The organism is Candidatus Pelagibacter sp. PS_40 (assembly GCF_059417765.1).
In genome coordinates, this window is the sequence record NZ_CM182064.1 from 250,117 (window position 1) to 271,895 (window position 21,779).

Genomic DNA, 21,779 nt, shown 5'->3' on the forward strand with positions numbered 1-21,779 from the left:
ATGAGTCAAAAAATCTTAAACTTTATTAAAAAAAAAAATAAATCCAAAATTATAAGTCTTACTGCTTACTCTAAAAATATAGCATCAATAATAGATAGACACTGTGACCTTGTATTAGTAGGCGACTCCCTTGGCTCTGTACTTTATAGCTTTTCTTCTACAAAAAAAGTGACACTGGATATGATGATTGAACATTCTAAAAGCGTAAGAATGGGTGTTAAAAAAAGTTTAATGGTAGTAGACATGCCTCATAATACTTACCGTAACTCAAAAGAAGCCTTAAGTAATGCAAAAAAAATAATCTCTAAAACGAAGTGTGATGCAATCAAGCTTGAGGGGGGTAAAAAGGTAGTTCAAATAATTAAAACTTTAATTAAGAATAAAATTCCAGTGATGGGACATCTTGGTGTTCTGCCACAATCTGCAACAAATTTTAAATTTAAAGGAAAAGAAATAGCAGAAAGAAAAATTATTTTAAGAGATTCTAAACTTTTAGAAGATGCTGGTGTATTTTCAATAGTTTTAGAGTGTGTTGAAAGCTCATTAGCAAAAGAAATTACTAAAACTATTAAAGTTCCTACAATTGGAATTGGGGCATCAGTACATTGTGATGGTCAAGTTTTAGTTACTGACGACTTGATAGGTCTGAATAAAATTAAAGCTAGATTTGTGAAAAGGTATTCAAATATTGAAAAACAAATAAATGATGCTGCACTAAAGTTTAAGAAAGATGTAATAAGAAGTAAGTTTCCTACTAAAAAACATTCATACTAAATTAAAAATATTGTTTGAATGTTTCGTTAATTGATAAGACGCCATAATCATTTAAACCACCAATTATTAATTGAAGAGCTACAATTAAAATAAAACCTAACCCTACATAGGCTATCCATAAGTTTTTTTGAATATAATTAGCTAAATAAGTAGCTAATGCTCCAGTTAATACTACAGATAAAACAAGACCAAATATCATGAAGCCAAAATGACCTTTTGCAGCACCAACTACCCCGATAACGTTATCAAAACTTATTGTAATATCTGCAAATAAAACTTTATAAATACTTTTTACAAATGAAGGTTCTGTTGATTTTTTTACTGGTGATTTAATCTTATTCTTCATTTCAACTAAATCTTTCCTTAAATCATTAACAATCCAAATTAGAAGTAGTCCACCTAAAATTTTAATATAATAAAATTCAAATAAGTAAGTAGCAAAAAGAGCAAAAATAATTTTAAAAACTAAAGCTCCAGCTACACCCCAGAGAATTATTTGCTTTCTATTTTTTGGTACAAAGTTAGCAGCAATTAATCCAATAATAATAGCATTATCAGCTGCTAAGATGATATCAATAAAGATGATTTGGGTTAAAATTATGAATTCTTCGATCAAGATTTTTTTATAATATTAAATAATTATTTTAATTCAATGTTTTAATATTAATTCAATGTTTTAATATTTAGACTTCTTTGATCCGTCGATAATTTCTTTTAGTTCCTCATATTCTTCACAATTACAATTTTTTAAAACTTCTAACCTTTCTTTAGCCATATCTATTCGGTTTGTAACTACATAAAGCTCACCAAGGTACTCATTTATTCCATTATGATTGGGCTCAACTTGTAGACCTAGTAGGTAAAATTTCTCACCTTTTTCATAATCTCCGAGTTTTCTAGTTGTGAAACCTAAATAATTTAAAGTATCTGCCTGCAGCGGTTTTATCTCATTAGATTTTAAAAGTAGTTTCTGTGCTTTAGCATATCTTTCTTGTGCTTTGTCAATTTTTCCTTTTTTTTCATATTTTTTAGCAGCATTAATTAAATTTTTTGCTTTTGTGTAGTCTGAAGCTTTAGCAGTAGTATTACTATCACCAGCTGAAAATGAATTATTAGTAAGAGCTATAATTATTAGTAAAGTATAAATAAGTTTTTTCATATTTTAATTAAATTTATCCATTTTATTTAAAGGTTTTAGTTCTAAGCCATTATCAACTAAATTATCTCTGATAGATTTTGCAGTTGCCAATGAGCTTTCATTATCACCATGTATACAAACCGAGTCAATCTCACAAGGTATCTGTTTACCACTGAGACAATTTATTGCCTGATTTTTAACCATGCTCAACACATGTTTCTTTGCTAATTCAGGGTCAGTGATTAAAGCATTTGGTTTACTTCTAGAAATTAAGTTTCCATTATCTTCATAATTTCTGTCTGCAAAAATTTCACAAGCTATTCTCAAATTATTTTTCTTAGCAGCAACTTCCATTTGCGAACCGGTTGGTACAAGATAAATGATATCTTTATTAATCTCTTTTATTGCCACTGCAAGAGTTGTAGCTAATTCCAAGTCTTCACAAGCCATATTATTAAGAGCTCCATGAGGTTTAATATGAGTAACATTTTCATTATATTTTCGAGCAATTTTTTGTAATATTTCATATTGTTCAAAAATTAGTTTTTTTATTTCTAATGAACTTAAATTCATTCTTTTTCTTCCAAAGTTTTCAGGGTCATTAAAAGAAGGATGGGCACCCAAACTAACACCATTTTTTTTTGAAATTTGAATAACCATATCCATTGTTTGTTCATCTCCTGCATGGTAACCACATGCAATGTTGGCAGAATTTACAATATTGAGTAATTCTGGATCATTCTCGATAGAATGAAACTTAGATTTTTCTCCTAAATCACAATTGATATTAATTTCCATACTCTTTGCTCTCTAGTATAACATGGCATGGTTAAAAATATATCAAATCTTGGTGATGCGGCAGTATATTGTGATTTTGGCTCAGAGGTTAATGAAAAAATAAATGCAAATGTCATAGATTATTTTCACCATACATCAAAATTAATAAAAGATAAAAAAATTGAAGGAATAATTAATTTAACACCCTCTTATAATAAATTAATCATTAATTTTGATTTATCTATAACCAACTATAAAAAAATCAAAAATTTTATAGAAGGTTTAACTATTAGTAGAGATATTAAAGATAATAATCAAAAAATTAGAATACCAGTTTGTTGTGATGATGAGTATGGACTAGATTTTTTGAGGCTAACTAAAAAATTGAATATAGATAAAGATAAAATATTAGAACTATATTTTGGTAAAGAATATTTTTGCTACATGACAGGATTTATTGCTGGTATGCCTTTTCTAGGAGATATTAATAAAGGTATCAGATGCGATAGATTGGAAACACCAAGAGTAAAAGTTCCAAAAGGTTCTGTGGCCATAACCGAACAATTTACAAATATTTACACTTTTGAAAGCCCTGGTGGCTGGAATATTATTGGAAACACGCCAAAAAAGGTTTTTGATAAATCAAATTTATTAGATCCAACCTTAATTAAACCAGGTAACAAAGTGATCTTTTATCAAATTTCTAAGGAGGAGTATCTAGACTGGAATGAGTAATTCATATTTTGAAATTATAAGATCAGGAGTTAACACAACCATTCAGGATAGAGGAAGAAATCACATGTATTATGTGGGTATTACTGTAAGTGGGGCAATTGATCAAAGAAATTATAAACTAAGCAATAAGTTAGTTGGTAATAATTTAGATGAAGCTGTTATTGAATTTGCTTATCAGGGTCCACTTCTAAAATTAAAAAATGGGAAAATTAATCTTAGTGTTACTGGGGATGTGCTTTTCAAGATAATTAGAAAAAATTCAAACATTGAAAATGGTGTTTGTTATAAAAACTATATTTTAGAAGACGAAGATCAAATTGATTTAATATCAACAAAAAATACTGCTTATGGATATTTATCAATTAGTGGGGGTTTAGAATTGAACAAAACATGGAATAGTTATTCTATAAATACCAAGGCAAATGTTGGTCCAAATAATGGAAAAAAATATTCTATAAAAGATAAAATTTTTATAAAAAATTCAGATTTTAAAAAAATTGAAGAAACAGAAATTAATTATAAAGAAGTTCCAGATAATATAATTAGAGTTATTAAGGGTACTAATTTTGATTATTTTTCAACAGAGGCTCAAAATAATTTTTTTAACAAAGAATTTTCAGTTACTAAATTAGCAGATAGAATGGGTATTAGACTAAGTGGTCCCAAGTTAGAAAACATTGTTAGCTCTAATATAAAATCTGAAGGTCTTGTAAAAGGAGTAATACAAGTACCTGCTGATGGAAACCCTATTGTTATGTTGTCTGATCACGGAACTATAGGTGGATATCCCAAAATAGGTGTTGTTATTTCAGCAGACTTAGATCGAGTAGGTCAATTAACACCAGGCACTATTATAAATTTTAAGGAAGTAAGTCTTGAAGAAGCTCAGAATATATTTAAAGCATACACAGAAGATACAAATAAATATTTAAATGAATGTAATTAATAAAATTCCAGGTCCTATATTAGTTTTTATGGGAGCTTGCTGCTTAAGCTTTGGAGGCTTAATTGTTAAATCATTTGAAGGATCAACATTATGGCAAATATTATTTTGGAGATCTTTATTTTTTTCGCTTACAGTCTTACTTTTTTTAATAATTACTTATAAAAAAAAATTATTTAAAGCGTTTTACGATTCAGGTTTACCAGGACTTATTGGTGGAGTTATTTTATCATTTGGTTTTTGTGGGTACGTCTTTGCGATGTATAATACAACTGTTGCCAATACTAATTTTATTATTTCGACGCAAATACTCTTTTTAGCAATATTTGGTTATTTATTTTTAAAAGAAACAATTTCATCTATTACTTTAGCTTCAATTATTTTAGCAATTACGGGTGTCCTATTAATGGTAGGTAATTCTTTATCACCAGGAGAGATGTCTGGAAACTTAGCGGCTTTTAGCATGCCAATTACATTTGCAGTCTTAATTATAATTGTTAGAAAATTTCCTACAGTTGACATGGTGCCAGCTCAATTTATAGCTGGTGTGAGTTCATGCTTTATTGGATTTTTATTATCTGAGAAGCTTATGATTTCTTCACATGATATATTTTTAGGTTTTACAGCAGGTTTTTTCCAAGTAGGATTTGGTTTTATATTTATAACTATGGGTGCACGTAGTACACCATCTGCAATGGTTGGTATAATCATGTTATCCGAATCTGTGTTGGGGCCAATGTGGGCCTTTTTATTTGCAGCTGAACGACCTTCTTTATTTACTTTAATCGGAGGAGGAGTAATTCTTTTTGCAGTATTATTGCAATTTTACTCACTACTTTTTTCAAATAAAAAAGAAAAAATTATTAATTGACTCTGTTACATATCTGGTAGATTATTCTTATATACGGGAGAGACTACAAACAATCGTAGCGCCGAAGGAGCAACCACCCAGGAATCTCTCAGGCAAAAGGACCGTAACATATTAACTCTGGAAAGAGATTAAGTTCTCGCCGACGGAATAAAACTCTCAGGCAAACATACAGATGGGTACAGTGAGTTAATATGGAAATTTTAAAAACCGCACTTTACAATTTACATCAAAAGCATGGAGCTAAGTTTGTTCCATTTGCTGGGTATCAAATGCCAATTCAATATTCTAAAGGAATTATTGAGGAACACAAAAGTACAAGAGAAAATGCAGGTATTTTTGATGTGTCCCATATGGGTCAGTTATTCATCAAAGGAGATGATAAGTTGGCAAAAGATCTTGAAAAAATTTTTCCAGCTGAATTGAGTAAGGCTAAATTAAATCAATCCAAATATAGTTTTTTAATGAATGATGAAGCAGGAATTTATGATGATTTAATTATCACAAAAGTTGAAGGTGGTTTTAACATTGTATTAAATGCTGCTTGTAAGAATACAGATTTTAAACTTTTAACTAAATTGTTAGAAGATAAGTATGAAATGATTTTAAGTGAAGAGCTATCGCTTATAGCAATTCAAGGCCCTAAAGCAGTCCAAATACTAAAAAAGATAATCAATGGAGTATCAGATCTAAAATTTATGAATGGTGATACGTTTAATTATCTTAAAGAGGATATTTATATCACAAGATCAGGCTATACCGGTGAAGATGGATTTGAGATATCGATCAAAAATGAGAACGCAGAAGCGTTTGTGCAAAAACTCATAGATGAAGGGGCTAATTTAATTGGATTAGGTGCCAGAGATACCTTGAGACTAGAGGCGGGACTTTGTTTGTATGGTCATGACATGGATATTAATAAAAGCCCAGTAGAAGCAAATTTAAAATGGGCGATATCAAAAAATAGAATTCTTGAGGGTGGGTTTATTGGATGTGAAAAAATTAAATCTCAAATCGAGAAAGGAGTAAGCAAAATCCGCGTAGGTATTAAGCCAGAAGGAAGAATTATAGCCCGTGAAAAAACTTCAATATTTAGTGAGGATGATAAAAATATTGGGGAAATTACAAGTGGAACTTTTGGACCCAGCGTTCAGGCCCCAGTTGCAATGGGTTATGTAGAAAATTCATTTTCTAAAATTGATACTAAGGTTTTTTTAGAAGTGAGAGGAAAAAAATATCCGGCAATTATAAGTAATTTGCCATTTTATAAAAAAAGTTATGTGAAAGGAGCTAGTAAATGAGTGAAGTAAAATATTCTAAAGAACACGAGTGGATAAAGTTAGATGGAGACACTGCTGTTGTAGGAATTACACAACATGCAACCGAAATGCTAGGAGATATAGTTTTCGTAGAGTTACCAGAAATAGGATCTTCTGTAGTTAAAGATGGCAATGCTGGAGTTGTAGAATCTACAAAGGCTGCAAGTGATATTTATACTCCTGTATCTGGAGAAATTATCGAAAATAACCAAGCCATTGTTGACGATCCTGCAAAAGTTAATTCTGATCCAGAAAATGAAGCATGGTTTTTTAAATTAAAAATTACTGATAAGTCTGAAATGGACTCATTAATGAATAAAGAAGAATACGAAAAATTTTCAAAAGAAAGTGGTAGTTAAATGTTAAAAAATGCTCAAAAAGATTTTATACAAAGACATATAGGTCCATCTGTTGATGAACAAAACGTTATGCTTAAAGAGTTAGGCTATCAAAATCTTGATGATTTAATAAAAGATACTGTACCAGAAAAAATTCTTCTTAAAGATGATTTAGATATTGGCGATCCAAATTCTGAATATAAAGCACTTAGAAAATTAAAAGATATTTCTAAAAAAAATAAGATTTATTCTAGTTTTATAGGAATGGGTTATTATGGAACTTATACTCCCTATGTAATACTTAGAAACATTTTAGAAAATCCAGGATGGTATACTTCTTATACCCCTTATCAGCCAGAAGTAGCACAAGGCAGATTGGAAATGTTATTAAATTTTCAACAAATGATAATTGACTTTACTGGAATGGATATCGCTAATGCCTCTCTTTTAGATGAAGGAACAGCTGCAGCGGAAGCTATGGGATTGAGTTATAGAATATCCAAGTCTGAATCTAAAAAAGTTTTTGTTTCAAAAAATTGTCATCCTCAAACAATTGATGTGATTAAAACAAGAGCTGAACCTTTAGGCCTAGAAATAATAGTTGGTGACGAAGATAAAGATATTAAAGAAGATATTATATGCGGTATCATTCAATATCCAGGAACCCTTGGAGATATTAAAGACCCAAGTGAGGCTATTAGTAAAATACATAAATTTAATGGAAAAGCAGTTTTAGCATGTGATTTGTTAGCACTCGCTAAACTAAAAACACCTGCTGAGTTAGGTGCCGATATTGCTGTCGGTAGCTCACAACGTTTCGGAATTCCAATGGGTTATGGTGGTCCCCATGCAGCATTTTTTGCTACAAAAGATGAATATAAAAGATCAATGCCAGGCAGAATAGTAGGTGTATCAGTAGATAGACATGGGAAAAAAGCATATAGACTTGCCCTTCAAACAAGAGAACAACATATAAGAAGAGACAAAGCTACAAGTAATATTTGTACTGCACAGGCATTATTGGCAATAGTTTCTGCAGCTTATGCGGTCTATCATGGTCCACAAGGAATTAAAAAAATTGCAGAAAGTGTCTCTCAATTAACTAAAAATTTTGCAGATAAACTAAAGCAATCTGGTTATGAACTTTATTCAAATGAATTTTTTGATACGGTAACAATAAAAACTCTAGATAAAACAGAGAAGATATACAAAAATGCTTTAGATCAAGGAGTGAACATCAGAAAAGTGAATTCTGAAATGTTAGCAGTATCTTTTGATGAGAGAAAAAATCTTTATAGAGCAAATCAGTTACTAAAAATCTTTAATTGTTCAGAAACAATTAAAGAGTCTATGAATGAAAGTTTATCTAATATTCCAAAAAACCTATTAAGAACTTCAACTTATTTAGATCATCCAGTTTTTAATAGTTATCATTCGGAAACAGAAATGCTTAGATATTTAAAAAAATTAGAAGACTCTGACATTGCTTTAAATAAATCTATGATTGCCTTAGGCTCGTGCACTATGAAACTTAATGCAGTTGCAGAAATGATACCAGTTACCTGGAAAGAATTTTCACAGCCACATCCTTTTTCTCCTGTAGAGCAAATGGATGGTTATAGAGAATTATTTACAGATTTGAAAAACTGGTTGAGATCAATTACTGGATTTTCTGGAGTTTCATTGCAACCAAATGCTGGTGCTCAAGGAGAGTTTGCTGGTCTAATGGTAATACGTAAATTTCATGAAAAAAATGGTGAAACGAATCGTAATGTTTGTTTAATTCCAAGTTCAGCGCATGGCACAAACCCGGCTAGTGCTCAAATGGTTGGTATGAAAGTAGTTGTTGTTAAATGTGATCAATATGGAAACGTAGACTATGAAGATTTAAAAAATAAAGCTGAAGAACATTCAGAAAATTTAGCTGCCCTTATGGTCACTTATCCATCAACACATGGTGTATTTGAAGAGAAAATAACTGACATATGTGAGTTAATTCATAATCATGGTGGGCAAGTTTACATGGATGGAGCTAACTTAAATGCATTAGTAGGTATTGCTAAACCAGGAAATTTTGGACCAGATGTTTGTCATATAAATTTGCATAAAACATTTTGTATACCTCATGGCGGTGGTGGACCTGGTATGGGACCAATAGCGTGTAAAAAACATTTAGAAATATTTTTGCCAAAACATTCTGTGATAAAAGATTGTGGTCCAGTGACTGGAATGGGAGCGGTATCTGCAGCTCCTTGGGGTAGCTCAAGTATCTTATCGATTTCATGGATGTATATAAAGATGATGGGTTCTGAAGGCTTAAGAAAAGCATCACAAGTTGCAATACTAAATGCAAATTATATTGCCCACAAATTAAAAGACTCTTTTCCAATTTTATATAAGGGTAAAAGTGGCAATGTAGCTCATGAATGTATCATTGATATTAGAACGATAAAAAGTGAAACAGGGATCACTGAAGAAGATATTGCAAAGCGATTGATTGATTTTGGCTACCATGCTCCAACAATGTCTTGGCCTGTTGCTGGTACAATGATGATTGAACCTACAGAAAGTGAAAGTTTGAGTGAAATTGATAAATTTTGTTCTACTCTTATAAAAATAAAACAAGAAATAGATAAAATTCAGTCGGGTGAATATGACAAGACTGACAACCCATTGAAGAATGCGCCACATACTCACGTTGAATTAACATCCAATAAGTGGGATCATAAGTATGAAAGAGAAGAGGCCGCTTATCCTTCAGAGTTTTTAAGAACAAATAAATATTGGCCTCCAGTTGGTAGAGTAGATAATGTTTATGGAGATAAAAACTTGTTTTGCACATGTCCATCTATGGAAGAGTACGAAGACACAGCTGCTTAGATATTTACTAAGATGAAAATTGCTGTAGTAGGTGCTGGTATATCAGGATTAAGTGCTGCTTATTACCTATCTAAAAAACATAAAGTTGATTTATTTGAAAAAGAAAATCAATTTGGGGGTCACGCAAATACAATAAAGGTTGCTTACAACCCTAACAAAGAAATTCCAATAGATATTGGATTTATGGTTTTTAATAAGCAAACATATCCAAATTTAATTAATTTTTTTTTAGAAAATAAAATAGAGATTGAAAAAAGTGATATGTCATTTTCTGTTACTGTAGAAAATAGTGGATTAGAATATTGTGGAAAAGGATTAGGTGGAATTTTTTCTAATAAAAAAAATTTATTTAATCCAAAATTCTTAAAAATGTTTTTTGAAATTTTAAGTTTTTATAAAAACTGTGAAAAAATAGAAATTAAAAAAATTAGTTCGATAACATTAGGGGAGTATTTAACAGAAATAAAAATTTCAGAATATTTTATTAATTATCATATTATACCAATGGTATCTGCTATATGGTCGATGCCTCCATATGAAGCAAAACAAATGCCATTATCTTTTTTTCTAAGCTTTTTCAAGAATCATGGACTGTTTAAAATTAAAGATAGACCTCAATGGTTTACGGTTACAAATCGAAGCAAAACTTATGTCGATAAGATAATAGGCCAAGTTAGTGGAGAACATTTTAAGAATTACAATATAAATAAAATCACTAGAAATGATTTAGGTGCTAAAATTTTTTATGGGGAGGAAAATGAGTTCTTTGAATATGATAAAGTTGTAATAGCAACTCATGCAGACGAAGCATTAAAGATAATTGATAATCCAACACTAGACGAGAAGTCAATATTAAGAAAATTTAAATATAGAGCAAACACTGCAGTAATACATTTTGATGAAAGTGTTATGCCTAAAAATAAAAAAGCATGGTGTGCTTGGAATTCTTCAATGGACTCAAATAATAATGAAAAGACAGCTGTAACATATTGGATAAATCAGTTACAAAATTTAAAGATAGATAGAAATATTTTTTTAACAATTAATCCATTTAAAGAAATTCCAAATGATAAGATATTTAAAAAAGTAGCATTTACTCACCCTTATTACGATACAGAAGCATTAACCAATCAAAGTAACCTGCATAAAATTCAAAATAAAAAACATATTTTATTTTGTGGTAGTTATTTTGGTTATGGTTTTCACGAGGATGGAATAAAGTCCTCTATTGATATGCTAAAAACACTTAATGATTAAAAATTCTTATATTTATACAGGAAATGTAATTCATAAAAGATTTAAGCCCAAAATTCATAGTTTTAATTACAATGTATTTTCACTTCTTATAGATTTATCGGAAATAGATTTACTACACAAAACTTTAAAGATATTTTCATACAATAAACTAAATATTATTAGTTTCTTTGATAAAGACCATGGAGCAAGAGATGGGAGCTCTCTTAAGGAATGGGTTTTAGATAATCTTAGAAAAAATAATATTGAAACTAACGATGTTCATATTAAACTTTTATGTTACCCAAGAATATTTGGATATGTATTTAATCCATTAAGTGTTTTTTATGTCTACGACAAAAATTTTGATCTAATATCTATTTTATATGAAGTAAAAAACACATTTGGCGAGCAACATGTTTATGTTTTTAAAACTAAAAAAGACCAAAATCTGATTCAACATATGTGTAAGAAGAAATTTCATGTATCTCCATTTATAGAAATGAATTGTATTTATTTTTTTAGACTATTGAAACCTGGTAATAAAATATCTGTAATAATTGATCTGAATGATCCAGTTGGCAAAGTATTATATGCTTCACAAGATGGTATTAAAAGTGAATTGACCAATAGAAACCTACTTAAATCTTATTTAAAACATCCATTAATGACATTCAAAATCATTATAGCGATACATTATGAGGCATTTAAATTATGGACAAAAGGAATTAAATTTATAAAAAAAAAATTAAATATTAAGAATAATATTACTATCGAAAACTAATGTTAATTTACAAAATTTCAGATTTGATTGTGTTTAGTGCATTAAAAAATATTAAGCATGGTTTTCTTGAAATTAAAAAAGTAAATGGTGAAGTTTTAAAGTTTGGCAACCCTGATGAAAATTTAAAAGTTTTTTTAGAAATTAAAGATGAAAGCCTAAATTATAATTTGATTAAAAGTGGAAGTATTGGTTTGGGAGAGTCTTATATGAAAGATCTTTTTATAACAAATAATCTTTCTGATTTGATTGAGTTAACAGCAAAGAATATAAAAACTATTTATAAATTTTCTGGAATCTTCGATTTGCCTTTTATCAATTTTATTAAAAATAAAATTATAAAAAATACTAAAAATAGAAGTAAAGAAAATATTGCCAAACATTATGATTTAGGAAATGATTTTTTTTCATTATGGCTTGATAAAACTTTAACCTATTCCAGTGCTATATTTGAAAGCCCCAAACAAGAACTTTTTGAAGCTCAGAACAATAAATATCAAAAACTAATTGATCTTATAAGACCCTCAAGTGGTAATAAAATTTTAGAAATTGGTTGTGGTTGGGGTGGTTTTGCTGAGTATTTAGGTACTAATTATGATGTTAAATTAGATTGTATTACTATTTCCAAAAAACAATATGAATTTGCTAAAGAGAGAATTCATCGATGTGGACTTAATGAAAAAGTAAATATTCAAATTAAAGATTATAGAGATTTAAAGGATAAATATGATCATATTGCATCAATAGAAATGATTGAGGCTGTAGGTCAAAACTATTTAGACAGTTATTTTAATACGATTAAAAATAATCTAACACCCTCGGGTACCGTGGGCATTCAAGCCATAACTATCGATGATAGTTTATTTAATAGATATAAAAATAAAAAAGATTTTATACAACAATATATTTTCCCAGGTGGTTTTTTACCCTCAAAAAGTGAACTACAAAATTATGTTGATAAAAATGGATTAAAATTTGGTGAGTATAATTCATATGCCAATCATTACTCCGAGACTTTGATTATTTGGAGAGAAATATTTAATAAAAAATGGGACTTAATTAAAAAACAAGGCTTTGATTTAAAATTTAAAAAAATGTGGGAATTTTACCTTTCATATTGTGAAGCTGGTTTTAAATCAAAAAACATAGACTTAATTCAATTTTCACTACAAAATAAATAACTATAGGAGCTACATGATAAACTTAAAGATAATTAGATTAACAGTATTAATATTTGCTTTATTCTTTACAGCAAGTTGTATAAACAATAACTCTATGAAACCGACAGATTTTAAAAACACTGAACCAACTATGACTATAGAGCAATATTTTAATGGTCCGGTTAAAGCATGGGGTCTACTACAAGACCGTAGTGGTAAAGTTACTAGACAGTTTAAAGCTGATATGACAGGTAGTTTTGAGGGAGATATTTTAACTCTTAAAGAAGATTTTTATTGGACAGACGGAGAAAAACAAAATCGTATATGGAAAATCAAAAAGATTGATCAAAATTATTACGAAGGAACGGCACCCGATGTCGTGGGTACAGCTAAAGGTTATCAATATGGATCAGCTTTTAAATTTGAGTACGATTTAATGGTCCCATTTAAAGGAAAGAATATTAAAGTTTCTTTTGATGATTGGATTTTTAAACAGGATGAAGATGTTGCAATTAATCGAGCTACACTTACAAAGTTTGGATTTAAAGTTGGTGAATTGACAGTTTTCTTTAAAAAAAATTAATAATCAATCTTCTTCATACCTCTAGCAACTAGTTTAAAATATAAACTACTAGGTAGCATTTGAAGGAATTTTAAAAAATAGGTAAAGGCTTTTGGGAAATGTATTTCAAAACTTTTTTTGATTACTAATCCTTTATAAATTTCATCTGCAGCAAATTCTGGAGTTTTGATCATGGGCATTGGAAAATCATTTTGATCAGTCATAGGCGTTTTTATGAAACCAGGGCTGATTAACGAAACACGCACATTCTTCATTCTCATATCAAAGTTTAAGCTTTCAGCAAAGCTAGTAAGTGCAGATTTTGAAGCACAATATGCACCAGCTGCAGGTAATCCTCTATAGCCCGCAACTGAAGAAATTATAGATATTTGGCCATTTTTTTTCTCAGAAAAATAATCATAGATTGAATTAATTGAATTCATGGTTCCAAAATAATTAACTTCCATTATTTCTCTTATCTTGTCTAAATTAAATTTTTTCTCGGATTTTGGATCATGCATGCCAGTACCGAACACACAGATATCAATATTATTAAATTGTTTGATTATGTCTTTTGCGACCAATTTACATGCATCGACTTCAGTAACATCCAAAGGAAAAGGAAATATATTTTGATTAATTTTTTTAAGTTCATTTAATAAATTTTCACGTCTTGCAGATGCAGCAACCATCCACCCATTTTCTGCAAATTTGATTGCAAGAGCCTTACCAATTCCACTACTTGCACCCGTTATCCAAATAACTTTTTTATCATCCATATTCTATTGTATAATAGAAATATGTTAAAAAACAAATTCTTATCTTTTTTATTGTTTGCTCTTGTAACTTTTTCTGCATCTGCAATAGGAGGTTTAGCTACTGTAGGTTTTAAAGAGCCTTGGTATTCTTTAATCATCAAACCTTCATTTAATCCACCAGATTGGATTTTTGCACCAGTTTGGACAACACTCTATTTTTTTATGACAATTGCTATCTGGAAATTTTGGCATAGTAAAAATAGAGACATGAACACTATTTACCTTTATTTCATTCATTTAATTTTTAATACAACTTGGAGTATAGTTTTTTTTGTTTTTCATAAAATAATTTTAGCTATGATTGTATTAGTAATTTTAATCTTATTGATAATTATTCTCATAATTAGATTTAAGCGTGTCAACTTGTATAGTTATTATTTAATGATTCCTTATTTACTTTGGTGTCTCTTTGCTTTACTTCTTAATATAAGTTTAATCATATTAAATTAAAATAAATTATGGATGATGTAGTAATAGTAGGTGGTGGAATAATTGGAACTGCTACAGCTTATTTTTTATCTAAAGAAGGTAGAAAGGTAAAAGTTATAGAAAGAGACCCAACTTATAAAACAGCTTCATTTCCATTATCACTTGGTGGATTTAGAAGACAGTTTTTTCAAAAAGAAAACATATTACTTGGAAAGTTTGCTAGAGAATTTATTTTTCAAATACCAGAATTACTTAAAACTGAAAAAAATCCAAACCCTACAGCAAGCATGGTTACAAATGGCTACTTATTAATGTTTGGTCCTGAGCATGCTGAGGAACAATATGAAGCCTTAAAAAATCATGAAGCTTGTGAAGCTGGAACTAAAAATATCAAAGGTTCTGAACTATCAAAAATATTTCCTTATATAAATAGTGAAGGTATTGAAACAGCAACTTATACTGACAACCAAAGTGAGGGATGGATTGATCCTTTCATGTTTCATAGCGCCTTAAAAAGTAAGGCGATTGAATTAGGTGCTGAATTTATTAAAGGCGAAGTAAAAAATATTTCAGATATCAAAGCTAAAACAATTATATCGGCAGCTGGATGTTGGACTAAAGAATTACTAAAAGATATCCCGGTAGTTCCACAAAAACACACAGTTTTTAGAGTTAAATGCCCTAAATATATTAAAGAAATGCCATTAACAGGAGATTTAACAACGGGCGTTTACTGGAGACCTGAGGGTGGAGAGTATTTAGCAGGTTCACCTAATTCAGTATTTGATGCTACTGATTTAGAACCAGCTTGGAATGATTTTGAAGAATTAGTATGGCCTGCACTAGCACAAAGAATTCCTGCTTTTGAAGAATTAAAATTAACTGGTGGATGGGCTGGTTATTATGATTGCAATAAATTAGATAACAATGCCGTAGTTGGCAAACACCCTAAATATGAAAATGTATATATGGCTTCAGGATTTACCGGTAGAGGATTAATGCAAGCCCCTGGAATAGGAAGAGCATTAACTGAATTAATTTCTACAGGATCTTATCAAACGATTGATATTAGTGATTTTTCTGTTGAAAGAGTTCTTGATAATAATGCTAGACCAGAGCCTTACGTTTTATAAAAAATTAAGTTCCACAAAAAGTTTGATACTTCACATGACCATGTGGAGCAGGAGACATAAATTCTAAATCATCTTTATTAACCTGATATGGATTTTGTAATATTTTTGTTAATTTATTAAACAAGGTTAAATCACCATTATTAGCTAACATTAAAGCTTCTTCAACTTTATGATTACGAGGTATTATCATTGGATTAGATGAATTCATTAATTCCATAGATTTATCATGAGTGTTACCAAACATTACTAATCTTTTCATCCATTTAGTTTTCCACAAATCAAAGTCCGCATTATCATAAACTTCAGAATTTTTAATTGTTTTATCCATCAAAAAAATAAAAGTATTTGTATAATCTGCTTTATTTTCATACATCCAATTTAATAATTCCATAATTAAATTTTTATCTTCTTTATCTTCACCATATAATCCAAGTTTATCTCTCATCATATTTAACCATTTTGTTTCATAATTTTGTTCAAATTTATCTAAAGCTTCTGTAGCTAATTTAATCGCTTCATCTTCGTTTTTACTAATAAGAGGAATGAGACATTCAGCAAACCTTGTTAAATTCCATTTGGTAATTTTTGGTTGATTATCATAAGCATATCTACCTAATTGATCTATTGAACTAAAAACTGTTTTAGGATCATAAGTATCCATAAATGCACAAGGACCATAATCTATTGTTTCACCAGAGATAGACATATTGTCAGTATTCATAACTCCATGAATAAAACCGACACGCATCCAGTCAATTACAAGTTGGGTTTGTTTTTCGATTAAAACATTTAATAAGTCTAATGTTTTATTCTTTGATGATTTTATATTGGGGTAGTACTTTTCAATTGTGTAATTAATCAAAATTTCTAAATCATTAATATTTTGTTTTGCAGCAATGTATTGAAATGTTCCAACTCTTAGATGACCTAAGGCCACCCTTGTAAGAATTGCACCTTGTGAAATTTGTTCCCTAACCACATCTTCACCAGTTTTAACAACCGCTAAACTTCTAGTAGTAGGTATTTTTAAAAAATGCATTGCTTCACTTATTATATATTCTCTCAACATTGGCCCTAAAACAGCCCTACCGTCACCACTTCGTGAGAATGGAGTTCTACCAGAACCTTTGAATTGTATATCAAATCGTTCATTATTTTTGGTCAGGTGTTCGCCGATTAAAACAGCTCTTCCATCACCAAGCATTGTAAAATGACCAAATTGGTGACCAGCATAAGCTTGTGCTATAGAGTTAGATCCTTCAGGTAATATATTTCCTGAAAAAATTTTTGATAAATCATCATCATTAATATTTGAAAAATCTAGATCTAATTTATTTGCCAGATCTTTATTTAATATTAATATTTCTGGTGCATTTACTGCAACAGGGTTGATATTTTCTTTGAATGTTTTTGGTAATCTTGAATAACTATTGTCGAAATGCCAACCAATTGTCATTTTATCGATTAGTTAACTTCTGCTTGATTTTCTTTTGGTTTGATTTCAGTTTTAAATTGGTTTGAGATTTTTTGAACTTCAACTGCTGAAACTTTGTATTCTGCACACATTGTTTCTTCATCTTTACCATGACCGGTTACCATATTGACCATATGTTCTGGAAAATGGAATGTTGTGAATACTATGCCTTCTTTAACTTTATCTGTAACCTCTACTTTTAGAGCAACTTCTCCTCGTCCAGAATAAAGTCTTCCTATGTCACCTGTATTTAACTCTCTTTTGTTAGCATCATTTGGGTGAACTAATAATAAGTCTTCAGAAACTATATTGATGTTACTTGTACGTCTTGTCATCGTCGCAGCATTGTAATGTTGCAGAACTCTACTAGTTGTTAAAATTAATGGATATTCTTTTTTATTAGTTTCAATTTCTGTAGACTCTTTCCAATCAAAGTTTTTAAGACGTCCTTTTCCAAGTTTGAAAGTTTCTTGGTGTAAAATTTGAGTGTCTGTTCCATCTTCTTGAACTGGCCACTGTAATCCCATTTTACCAAGTCTTTCTCTTGTTACACCTTTAAAGAATGGAACAACATCTGCTATTTCTGCTAGAACTTGATCAGCGTCATATTCAGGTTGGTCAAAGCCTAATTTTTGCATCATGTCTGTTACAATTGTTCCATCAGTTTTAGTACCAGGTAATGGAGGAACAGCTCGATTAACTCTTTGAATTCTTCTTTCGGTATTAGTAAAGGTTCCATTTTTTTCTAAGAAAGTTGTTCCAGGTAATACTACTGTTGCAAGTTTTGCTGTTTCACTCATAAAAATTTCTTGAACAACTAATAATTCTAACGAGTTCATTGCCTGAACCACATGTGCACTATTTGGATCTGTTTGAACAATATCTTCTCCAATAATCCAGACTGCTTTAACTTCTTTATTAATAGCACCATCAAACATTTCTGGAATTTTTAATCCTGCTTTGGTTGGGTGAACCACCCCATATTTTTCAGTGTAGAAATTTTGAACTTTTTCATCAGCTACTTCAAAATAACCTGCACCTTGATGAGGTTGACAACCCATGTCAGCTGCACCTTGGACATTATTTTGTCCTCTTAATGGGTTAACTCCAACACCTTTTCTACCAATATTTCCAGTAATCATTGCAAGATCAGCAATTAACATCACCGTCTTAGACCCTTGTTCTTGTTCAGTAACTCCTAAACCATGGAATTCCATAGAGTTTTTAGCTGTCGCATAAGCAATTGCTGCTTCTTTAACTAACTGTTTATCAACACCAGCGACTTTCGCTAGATGATTCATATCTTGTCTCTCAATTTCTTTAATGAAATTCGCAAAACCTTCAGTTCTATCTCTAACAAAATCTTTATCATAAAGGTTTGCTTTTAATATAAAATGTAACATCATATTTAAAACAGCCACATTTGTTCCTGGTCTAAGTTTAATATGATAATCAGCAAGTTTAGCAAGCTCAGTAGTAATTGGATCTAAAACTATTAGTTTTTTTCCTTTCATTACTTGTTGTTTAATTTTTGCTCCGGTAACTGGGTGAGCATTTGTAGGATTTGCTCCTATAACCATAAATAAATCTGCGTGATAAATATCTTCTGTAGAATTAGTTGCAGCACCAGTTCCAAAAGTTTGTTGCATTCCCCAAGCTGTTGGTGAGTGACAAATTCTTGCACAACAATCAATATTATTAGTTCCAATTGCAGCTCTAATCATTTTTTGAAATACATAATTTTCTTCATTAGTACATCTTGCAGAAGAAATTCCAGCTACAGCATCAGGACCACTTTCTTTTGTAATTCTATTTAATTCTTTTTTAATAAAGTCATATGCTTCATCCCATGATGCTTCTTCAAATTTTCCATTTCTTTTAATTAGAGGAGTTTTTAACCTATCTGGATGATCGTAAAATCCAAATGCATATCTTCCTTTAATACAAGTGTGACCTGCATTAACTTCAGATTCTTTAGGCGTAGATATTGCAACAACTTTATTATCTTTAATTGATGCTTCTAAATTACATCCAACACCACAGTAAGAGCAAGTTGTTCTAACTTTTTTATCTACTGCAACAGATTTTGATTGGTAAACATCAGAGATAGCATCTGTTGGACATGTGTGTGCACAAGCACCACAAGATACGCAAGACGAATCTCCAAACAATGCATCGTTGTCAGTTGTGATTTTAGATTCAAATCCTCTACCACTCATTGTTAAAACAAAAGATCCTTGAATTTCGTCACAAGCACGAACACATCTTCCACAGTTAATACAGTTATCTAAATTCATTCTCATATAATCGTGAGATGTATCTTTAGTAATGCCCTTGTGTTGCTTTGGACTGTTATATCTATGATCTGATATGCCTAAATCATTTGCAACATCTTGTAGTTCACAATTATTATTTACTTCACAAGTTCCACATTCCATTGGGTGGTCAGTTAAAACTAGTTCGACAATATTTTTTCTTAAAGCCGTTAAATTTTCATTATTTGTAAAAATGTATTGGTTTTCACCAACTGGTGTATGGCATGATGCTACAACTTTAGTTGGACCATCTTTTACAAGAGCCACCTCTACAGAACAAACTCTACAAGCACCATAAGGGGCTAAATTTGGATCATCACAAAGAGTTGGAACTTTTTTTTCACCCAAATAACTTTTTACAAAATTTAAAACAGACGTATGGTTTGGACCAATTTCATATGGTTTTCCATCTATGTAGGCGATTTTTCTTTTTTCTGAGCTCATTAATTATCTTTCACCATATCATCCTTCATTTCATCACCAAAATATTTTAATATATTCATGATGGGAGTAGGAATTGCTCCACACAAAGCGCATAAACAGCCTTTTTGCATAGTTACAAGCAGCTCATTTAGTAATTTTAATGGAATCTTAGCAGTTTTATTCTTTGCTTGATCAAACATTTCTTTACCCCTGTAAGAACCAAGTCTACCAGGAAAGCATTTTCCACATGACTCTTCGGCAGAAAACTCAAATAAATGATGAATATATTCAATCATAGGAAAGTCTTTTGGAATACTTACTATACTTGCGTGTCCTAACATAAAACCTGCAGCAGTAAATTCTTGAAAATCTAAATTTAATTTTTCAATCTCGGTAATAGGAATTACACCTCCTAATGGACCTCCAATTTGTAATGCTTTAATGGGCTCTTTAAAACCACCACCAATATCATTTAAAACTTTTTTCATTGGTGTTCCCATTTCAACTTCATAAACACCTGGATTATTGAAAAAACTATCAAAGCAAACTAATTTGGTTCCAGCAGATTTTTTATTTCCAATTGCAGAAAACTTATCAGCTCCATTAATAAGTATACCCGTAGCTGCAGCTAATGTTTCAACATTATTTACAACTGTTGGTTTCTTATAAAGACCTTCAGTGACAGGGAAGGGAGGTCTGACATCTACTTCAGCTCTTCTACCTTCAATTGATGCAATTAATGCTGTTTCTTCTCCACAAATATAAGCACCTTGTCCAATACAAATATTTAAATCAAAAGAAAATTTAGTTCCTAAAATATTTTCTCCAAGCAAGCCTGCTTTTTTTAAAGAATTAATTGCTCCATTAATTGCTTCTATAGATTTTGGGTACTCTCCTCTTATATATAAAACACCTTCATCACTACCAATAACATAACCACAAATAACCATTCCAAATAAAACTTTTAATGGTTGATCTTCTAATAAATATCTATCAGAGAAAGCACCTGAGTCACCTTCATCGGCATTACATATAACATATTTTTTTTCAGAAGGAGCTTTTCTACAAAAATCCCATTTCATACCAGTAGGAAAACCAGCACCACCTCTGCCAGTTAAATTAGAGTCTAGAAGGGATTTAGTTATCTCTTGTTTGTCAGTTGCAATAAATTTTTTTAACAGTTCCTTAAATTGATCTAAATTAGAAAGTTTGTCATCCATTAAAAAACTAGTTGAGGCATAACTTTTAGAAAAGAATTTTTCTTGAACTATATCTTCACCTTTAATTATTTGATCAATCTTATTGATATCATTTCCGGCATAATTCTCGCCATCATAATGAAAAGCATTATTTTCATAGCAGTGACCAAGGCAAAACATTTCACCAACTTTATCGTCACCTAATTTTTCTTGTAATTTTTTTTTAAGCGGCTCTTGAGTACCAGCACACATGCAAGCACTTCCATTGCAAACAAAAGCTTTTTTTTCTCTATGAGAGGGTCTTAAAAATTCATAAAAACTTTCTGCACCATGAATAGTTGAGACACCCATGTTATATTCTTTTGCAATTTCCTTAATACCATCAGCATTATTTGATTTTAAAGATCGTTCAGATATTTTTTCAAACAGATTATTCTTTAAACCTATTCTGCCGGATAAATTACTTATATTTTTTGACAC

The 21,779-nt window shown here is 30.4% G+C and carries 20 protein-coding genes and 1 riboswitch; of the genes, 13 read left to right on the forward strand and 7 right to left on the reverse strand.

Features of this window, described 5'->3' with window-relative positions; translation table 11 throughout:
* Window positions 1-774: a 3-methyl-2-oxobutanoate hydroxymethyltransferase gene (panB, locus tag AC5SLW_RS01340; protein ID WP_018413925.1), complete on the forward strand. Its 774-nt coding sequence runs from the start codon at window positions 1-3 to the stop codon at window positions 772-774.
* Window position 775: 1 nt separating this feature from the next.
* Here the strand turns inward: panB and AC5SLW_RS01345 are convergent, their stop codons facing one another.
* Genes AC5SLW_RS01345 through AC5SLW_RS01355 form a run of 3 tightly spaced genes read right to left on the reverse strand, consistent with a single transcriptional unit; the run spans window position 776 to window position 2,710 of the window.
* Window positions 776-1,390, reverse strand: coding sequence for a YjbE family putative metal transport protein (locus AC5SLW_RS01345; protein WP_006997251.1), 615 nt, complete (start codon window positions 1,388-1,390; stop codon window positions 776-778).
* Between the two features lie 60 nt (window positions 1,391-1,450).
* Window positions 1,451-1,933, reverse strand: a complete 483-nt coding sequence (locus AC5SLW_RS01350; RefSeq protein WP_018413926.1) for a hypothetical protein — start codon at window positions 1,931-1,933, stop codon at window positions 1,451-1,453.
* Window positions 1,934-1,936: 3 nt separating this feature from the next.
* The gene (locus AC5SLW_RS01355; protein ID WP_494575419.1) at window positions 1,937-2,710 is read right to left on the reverse strand and encodes a 5-oxoprolinase subunit PxpA; all 774 of its coding nucleotides are present in this window, start codon (window positions 2,708-2,710) and stop codon (window positions 1,937-1,939) included.
* 27 nt (window positions 2,711-2,737) lie between these two features.
* Here AC5SLW_RS01355 and AC5SLW_RS01360 point away from each other — a divergent pair, with 27 nt between their 5' ends.
* The 10 genes from AC5SLW_RS01360 (at window position 2,738) to AC5SLW_RS01405 (ending at window position 13,529) form a co-directional block, all read left to right on the forward strand.
* The gene (locus AC5SLW_RS01360) at window positions 2,738-3,424 is read left to right on the forward strand and encodes a 5-oxoprolinase subunit B family protein (protein WP_494574198.1); all 687 of its coding nucleotides are present in this window, start codon (window positions 2,738-2,740) and stop codon (window positions 3,422-3,424) included.
* A complete protein-coding gene (locus AC5SLW_RS01365) occupies window positions 3,417-4,370 on the forward strand; it encodes a 5-oxoprolinase subunit C family protein (protein WP_271563796.1) in 954 nt (317 codons plus the stop codon). The genes AC5SLW_RS01360 and AC5SLW_RS01365 overlap by 8 nt, the downstream gene beginning before the upstream one ends.
* Window positions 4,357-5,238: a DMT family transporter gene (locus AC5SLW_RS01370; RefSeq protein WP_011281851.1), complete on the forward strand. Its 882-nt coding sequence runs from the start codon at window positions 4,357-4,359 to the stop codon at window positions 5,236-5,238. The genes AC5SLW_RS01365 and AC5SLW_RS01370 overlap by 14 nt, the downstream gene beginning before the upstream one ends.
* Window positions 5,239-5,262: 24 nt before the next feature.
* Window positions 5,263-5,352: riboswitch (glycine riboswitch) on the forward strand.
* A 77-nt stretch (window positions 5,353-5,429) separates the two neighbouring features.
* Window positions 5,430-6,536 carry a glycine cleavage system aminomethyltransferase GcvT gene (gene gcvT / locus AC5SLW_RS01375; RefSeq protein WP_494575422.1) on the forward strand — a complete coding sequence of 369 codons (1,107 nt, stop codon included), beginning with the start codon at window positions 5,430-5,432 and terminating at the stop codon, window positions 6,534-6,536.
* Entirely contained in the window at window positions 6,533-6,913 is a 381-nt protein-coding gene (gcvH, locus tag AC5SLW_RS01380) for a glycine cleavage system protein GcvH (RefSeq protein WP_006997244.1), read from the forward strand. Before gcvT ends, gcvH begins: the two co-directional genes overlap by 4 nt.
* Entirely contained in the window at window positions 6,914-9,772 is a 2,859-nt protein-coding gene (gene gcvP / locus AC5SLW_RS01385) for an aminomethyl-transferring glycine dehydrogenase (RefSeq protein ID WP_494575424.1), read from the forward strand. It begins immediately after the preceding gene.
* Window positions 9,773-9,784: 12 nt separating this feature from the next.
* On the forward strand, window positions 9,785-11,029 hold the full coding sequence (locus AC5SLW_RS01390; protein ID WP_271564715.1) for an NAD(P)/FAD-dependent oxidoreductase: 1,245 nt from the start codon (window positions 9,785-9,787) through the stop codon (window positions 11,027-11,029).
* Window positions 11,022-11,789, forward strand: a complete 768-nt coding sequence (locus tag AC5SLW_RS01395) for a DUF1365 domain-containing protein (RefSeq protein ID WP_271479803.1) — start codon at window positions 11,022-11,024, stop codon at window positions 11,787-11,789. Before AC5SLW_RS01390 ends, AC5SLW_RS01395 begins: the two co-directional genes overlap by 8 nt.
* A complete protein-coding gene (locus AC5SLW_RS01400; RefSeq protein WP_020169185.1) occupies window positions 11,789-12,967 on the forward strand; it encodes an SAM-dependent methyltransferase in 1,179 nt (392 codons plus the stop codon). Before AC5SLW_RS01395 ends, AC5SLW_RS01400 begins: the two co-directional genes overlap by 1 nt.
* Before the next feature lie 13 nt (window positions 12,968-12,980).
* The gene (locus AC5SLW_RS01405) at window positions 12,981-13,529 is read left to right on the forward strand and encodes a DUF3833 domain-containing protein (RefSeq protein WP_018413933.1); all 549 of its coding nucleotides are present in this window, start codon (window positions 12,981-12,983) and stop codon (window positions 13,527-13,529) included.
* Here the strand turns inward: AC5SLW_RS01405 and AC5SLW_RS01410 are convergent.
* Window positions 13,526-14,287: an SDR family NAD(P)-dependent oxidoreductase gene (locus tag AC5SLW_RS01410; protein WP_494575426.1), complete on the reverse strand. Its 762-nt coding sequence runs from the start codon at window positions 14,285-14,287 to the stop codon at window positions 13,526-13,528. The genes AC5SLW_RS01405 and AC5SLW_RS01410 overlap by 4 nt on opposite strands.
* Before the next feature lie 21 nt (window positions 14,288-14,308).
* Here AC5SLW_RS01410 and AC5SLW_RS01415 point away from each other — a divergent pair, with 21 nt between their 5' ends.
* Both AC5SLW_RS01415 and AC5SLW_RS01420 read left to right on the forward strand, forming a co-directional pair.
* Window positions 14,309-14,776, forward strand: coding sequence for a TspO/MBR family protein (locus AC5SLW_RS01415; protein ID WP_006997236.1), 468 nt, complete (start codon window positions 14,309-14,311; stop codon window positions 14,774-14,776).
* Window positions 14,777-14,784: 8 nt separating this feature from the next.
* Window positions 14,785-15,888 (forward strand): NAD(P)/FAD-dependent oxidoreductase, encoded by a 1,104-nt coding sequence (locus tag AC5SLW_RS01420; RefSeq protein WP_011281860.1) that lies wholly within the window; start codon window positions 14,785-14,787, stop codon window positions 15,886-15,888.
* 4 nt (window positions 15,889-15,892) lie between these two features.
* Here AC5SLW_RS01420 and AC5SLW_RS01425 read toward each other — a convergent pair whose 3' ends face one another.
* Genes AC5SLW_RS01425 through AC5SLW_RS01435 form a run of 3 tightly spaced genes read right to left on the reverse strand, consistent with a single transcriptional unit; the run spans window position 15,893 to window position 21,779 of the window.
* Complete coding sequence (locus AC5SLW_RS01425; RefSeq protein ID WP_494575429.1) at window positions 15,893-17,344, reverse strand: protein adenylyltransferase SelO; 1,452 nt, start codon at window positions 17,342-17,344, stop codon at window positions 15,893-15,895.
* Between the two features lie 8 nt (window positions 17,345-17,352).
* Entirely contained in the window at window positions 17,353-20,121 is a 2,769-nt protein-coding gene (gene fdhF / locus AC5SLW_RS01430; RefSeq protein ID WP_494575431.1) for a formate dehydrogenase subunit alpha, read from the reverse strand.
* Window positions 20,121-21,779 (reverse strand): NADH-ubiquinone oxidoreductase-F iron-sulfur binding region domain-containing protein, encoded by a 1,659-nt coding sequence (locus AC5SLW_RS01435; protein ID WP_018413938.1) that lies wholly within the window; start codon window positions 21,777-21,779, stop codon window positions 20,121-20,123. The genes fdhF and AC5SLW_RS01435 overlap by 1 nt, the downstream gene beginning before the upstream one ends.

Bases quoted from the DNA above. Each gene is read 5' to 3' on its own strand.
- panB (WP_018413925.1), top strand. From the start codon at position 1: ATGAGTCAAAAAATCTTAAACTTTATTAAAAAAAAAAATAAATCCAAA.
- AC5SLW_RS01350 (WP_018413926.1), bottom strand. From the start codon at position 1,933: ATGAAAAAACTTATTTATACTTTACTAATAATTATAGCTCTTACTAAT.
- AC5SLW_RS01355 (WP_494575419.1), bottom strand. From the start codon at position 2,710: ATGGAAATTAATATCAATTGTGATTTAGGAGAAAAATCTAAGTTTCAT.
- AC5SLW_RS01360 (WP_494574198.1), top strand. From the start codon at position 2,738: ATGGTTAAAAATATATCAAATCTTGGTGATGCGGCAGTATATTGTGAT.
- AC5SLW_RS01365 (WP_271563796.1), top strand. From the start codon at position 3,417: ATGAGTAATTCATATTTTGAAATTATAAGATCAGGAGTTAACACAACC.
- AC5SLW_RS01370 (WP_011281851.1), top strand. From the start codon at position 4,357: ATGAATGTAATTAATAAAATTCCAGGTCCTATATTAGTTTTTATGGGA.
- gcvT (WP_494575422.1), top strand. From the start codon at position 5,430: ATGGAAATTTTAAAAACCGCACTTTACAATTTACATCAAAAGCATGGA.
- gcvH (WP_006997244.1), top strand. From the start codon at position 6,533: ATGAGTGAAGTAAAATATTCTAAAGAACACGAGTGGATAAAGTTAGAT.
- gcvP (WP_494575424.1), top strand. From the start codon at position 6,914: ATGTTAAAAAATGCTCAAAAAGATTTTATACAAAGACATATAGGTCCA.
- AC5SLW_RS01390 (WP_271564715.1), top strand. From the start codon at position 9,785: ATGAAAATTGCTGTAGTAGGTGCTGGTATATCAGGATTAAGTGCTGCT.
- AC5SLW_RS01395 (WP_271479803.1), top strand. From the start codon at position 11,022: ATGATTAAAAATTCTTATATTTATACAGGAAATGTAATTCATAAAAGA.
- AC5SLW_RS01400 (WP_020169185.1), top strand. From the start codon at position 11,789: ATGTTAATTTACAAAATTTCAGATTTGATTGTGTTTAGTGCATTAAAA.
- AC5SLW_RS01405 (WP_018413933.1), top strand. From the start codon at position 12,981: ATGATAAACTTAAAGATAATTAGATTAACAGTATTAATATTTGCTTTA.
- AC5SLW_RS01410 (WP_494575426.1), bottom strand. From the start codon at position 14,287: ATGGATGATAAAAAAGTTATTTGGATAACGGGTGCAAGTAGTGGAATT.
- AC5SLW_RS01415 (WP_006997236.1), top strand. From the start codon at position 14,309: ATGTTAAAAAACAAATTCTTATCTTTTTTATTGTTTGCTCTTGTAACT.
- AC5SLW_RS01420 (WP_011281860.1), top strand. From the start codon at position 14,785: ATGGATGATGTAGTAATAGTAGGTGGTGGAATAATTGGAACTGCTACA.
- AC5SLW_RS01425 (WP_494575429.1), bottom strand. From the start codon at position 17,344: ATGACAATTGGTTGGCATTTCGACAATAGTTATTCAAGATTACCAAAA.
- fdhF (WP_494575431.1), bottom strand. From the start codon at position 20,121: ATGAGCTCAGAAAAAAGAAAAATCGCCTACATAGATGGAAAACCATAT.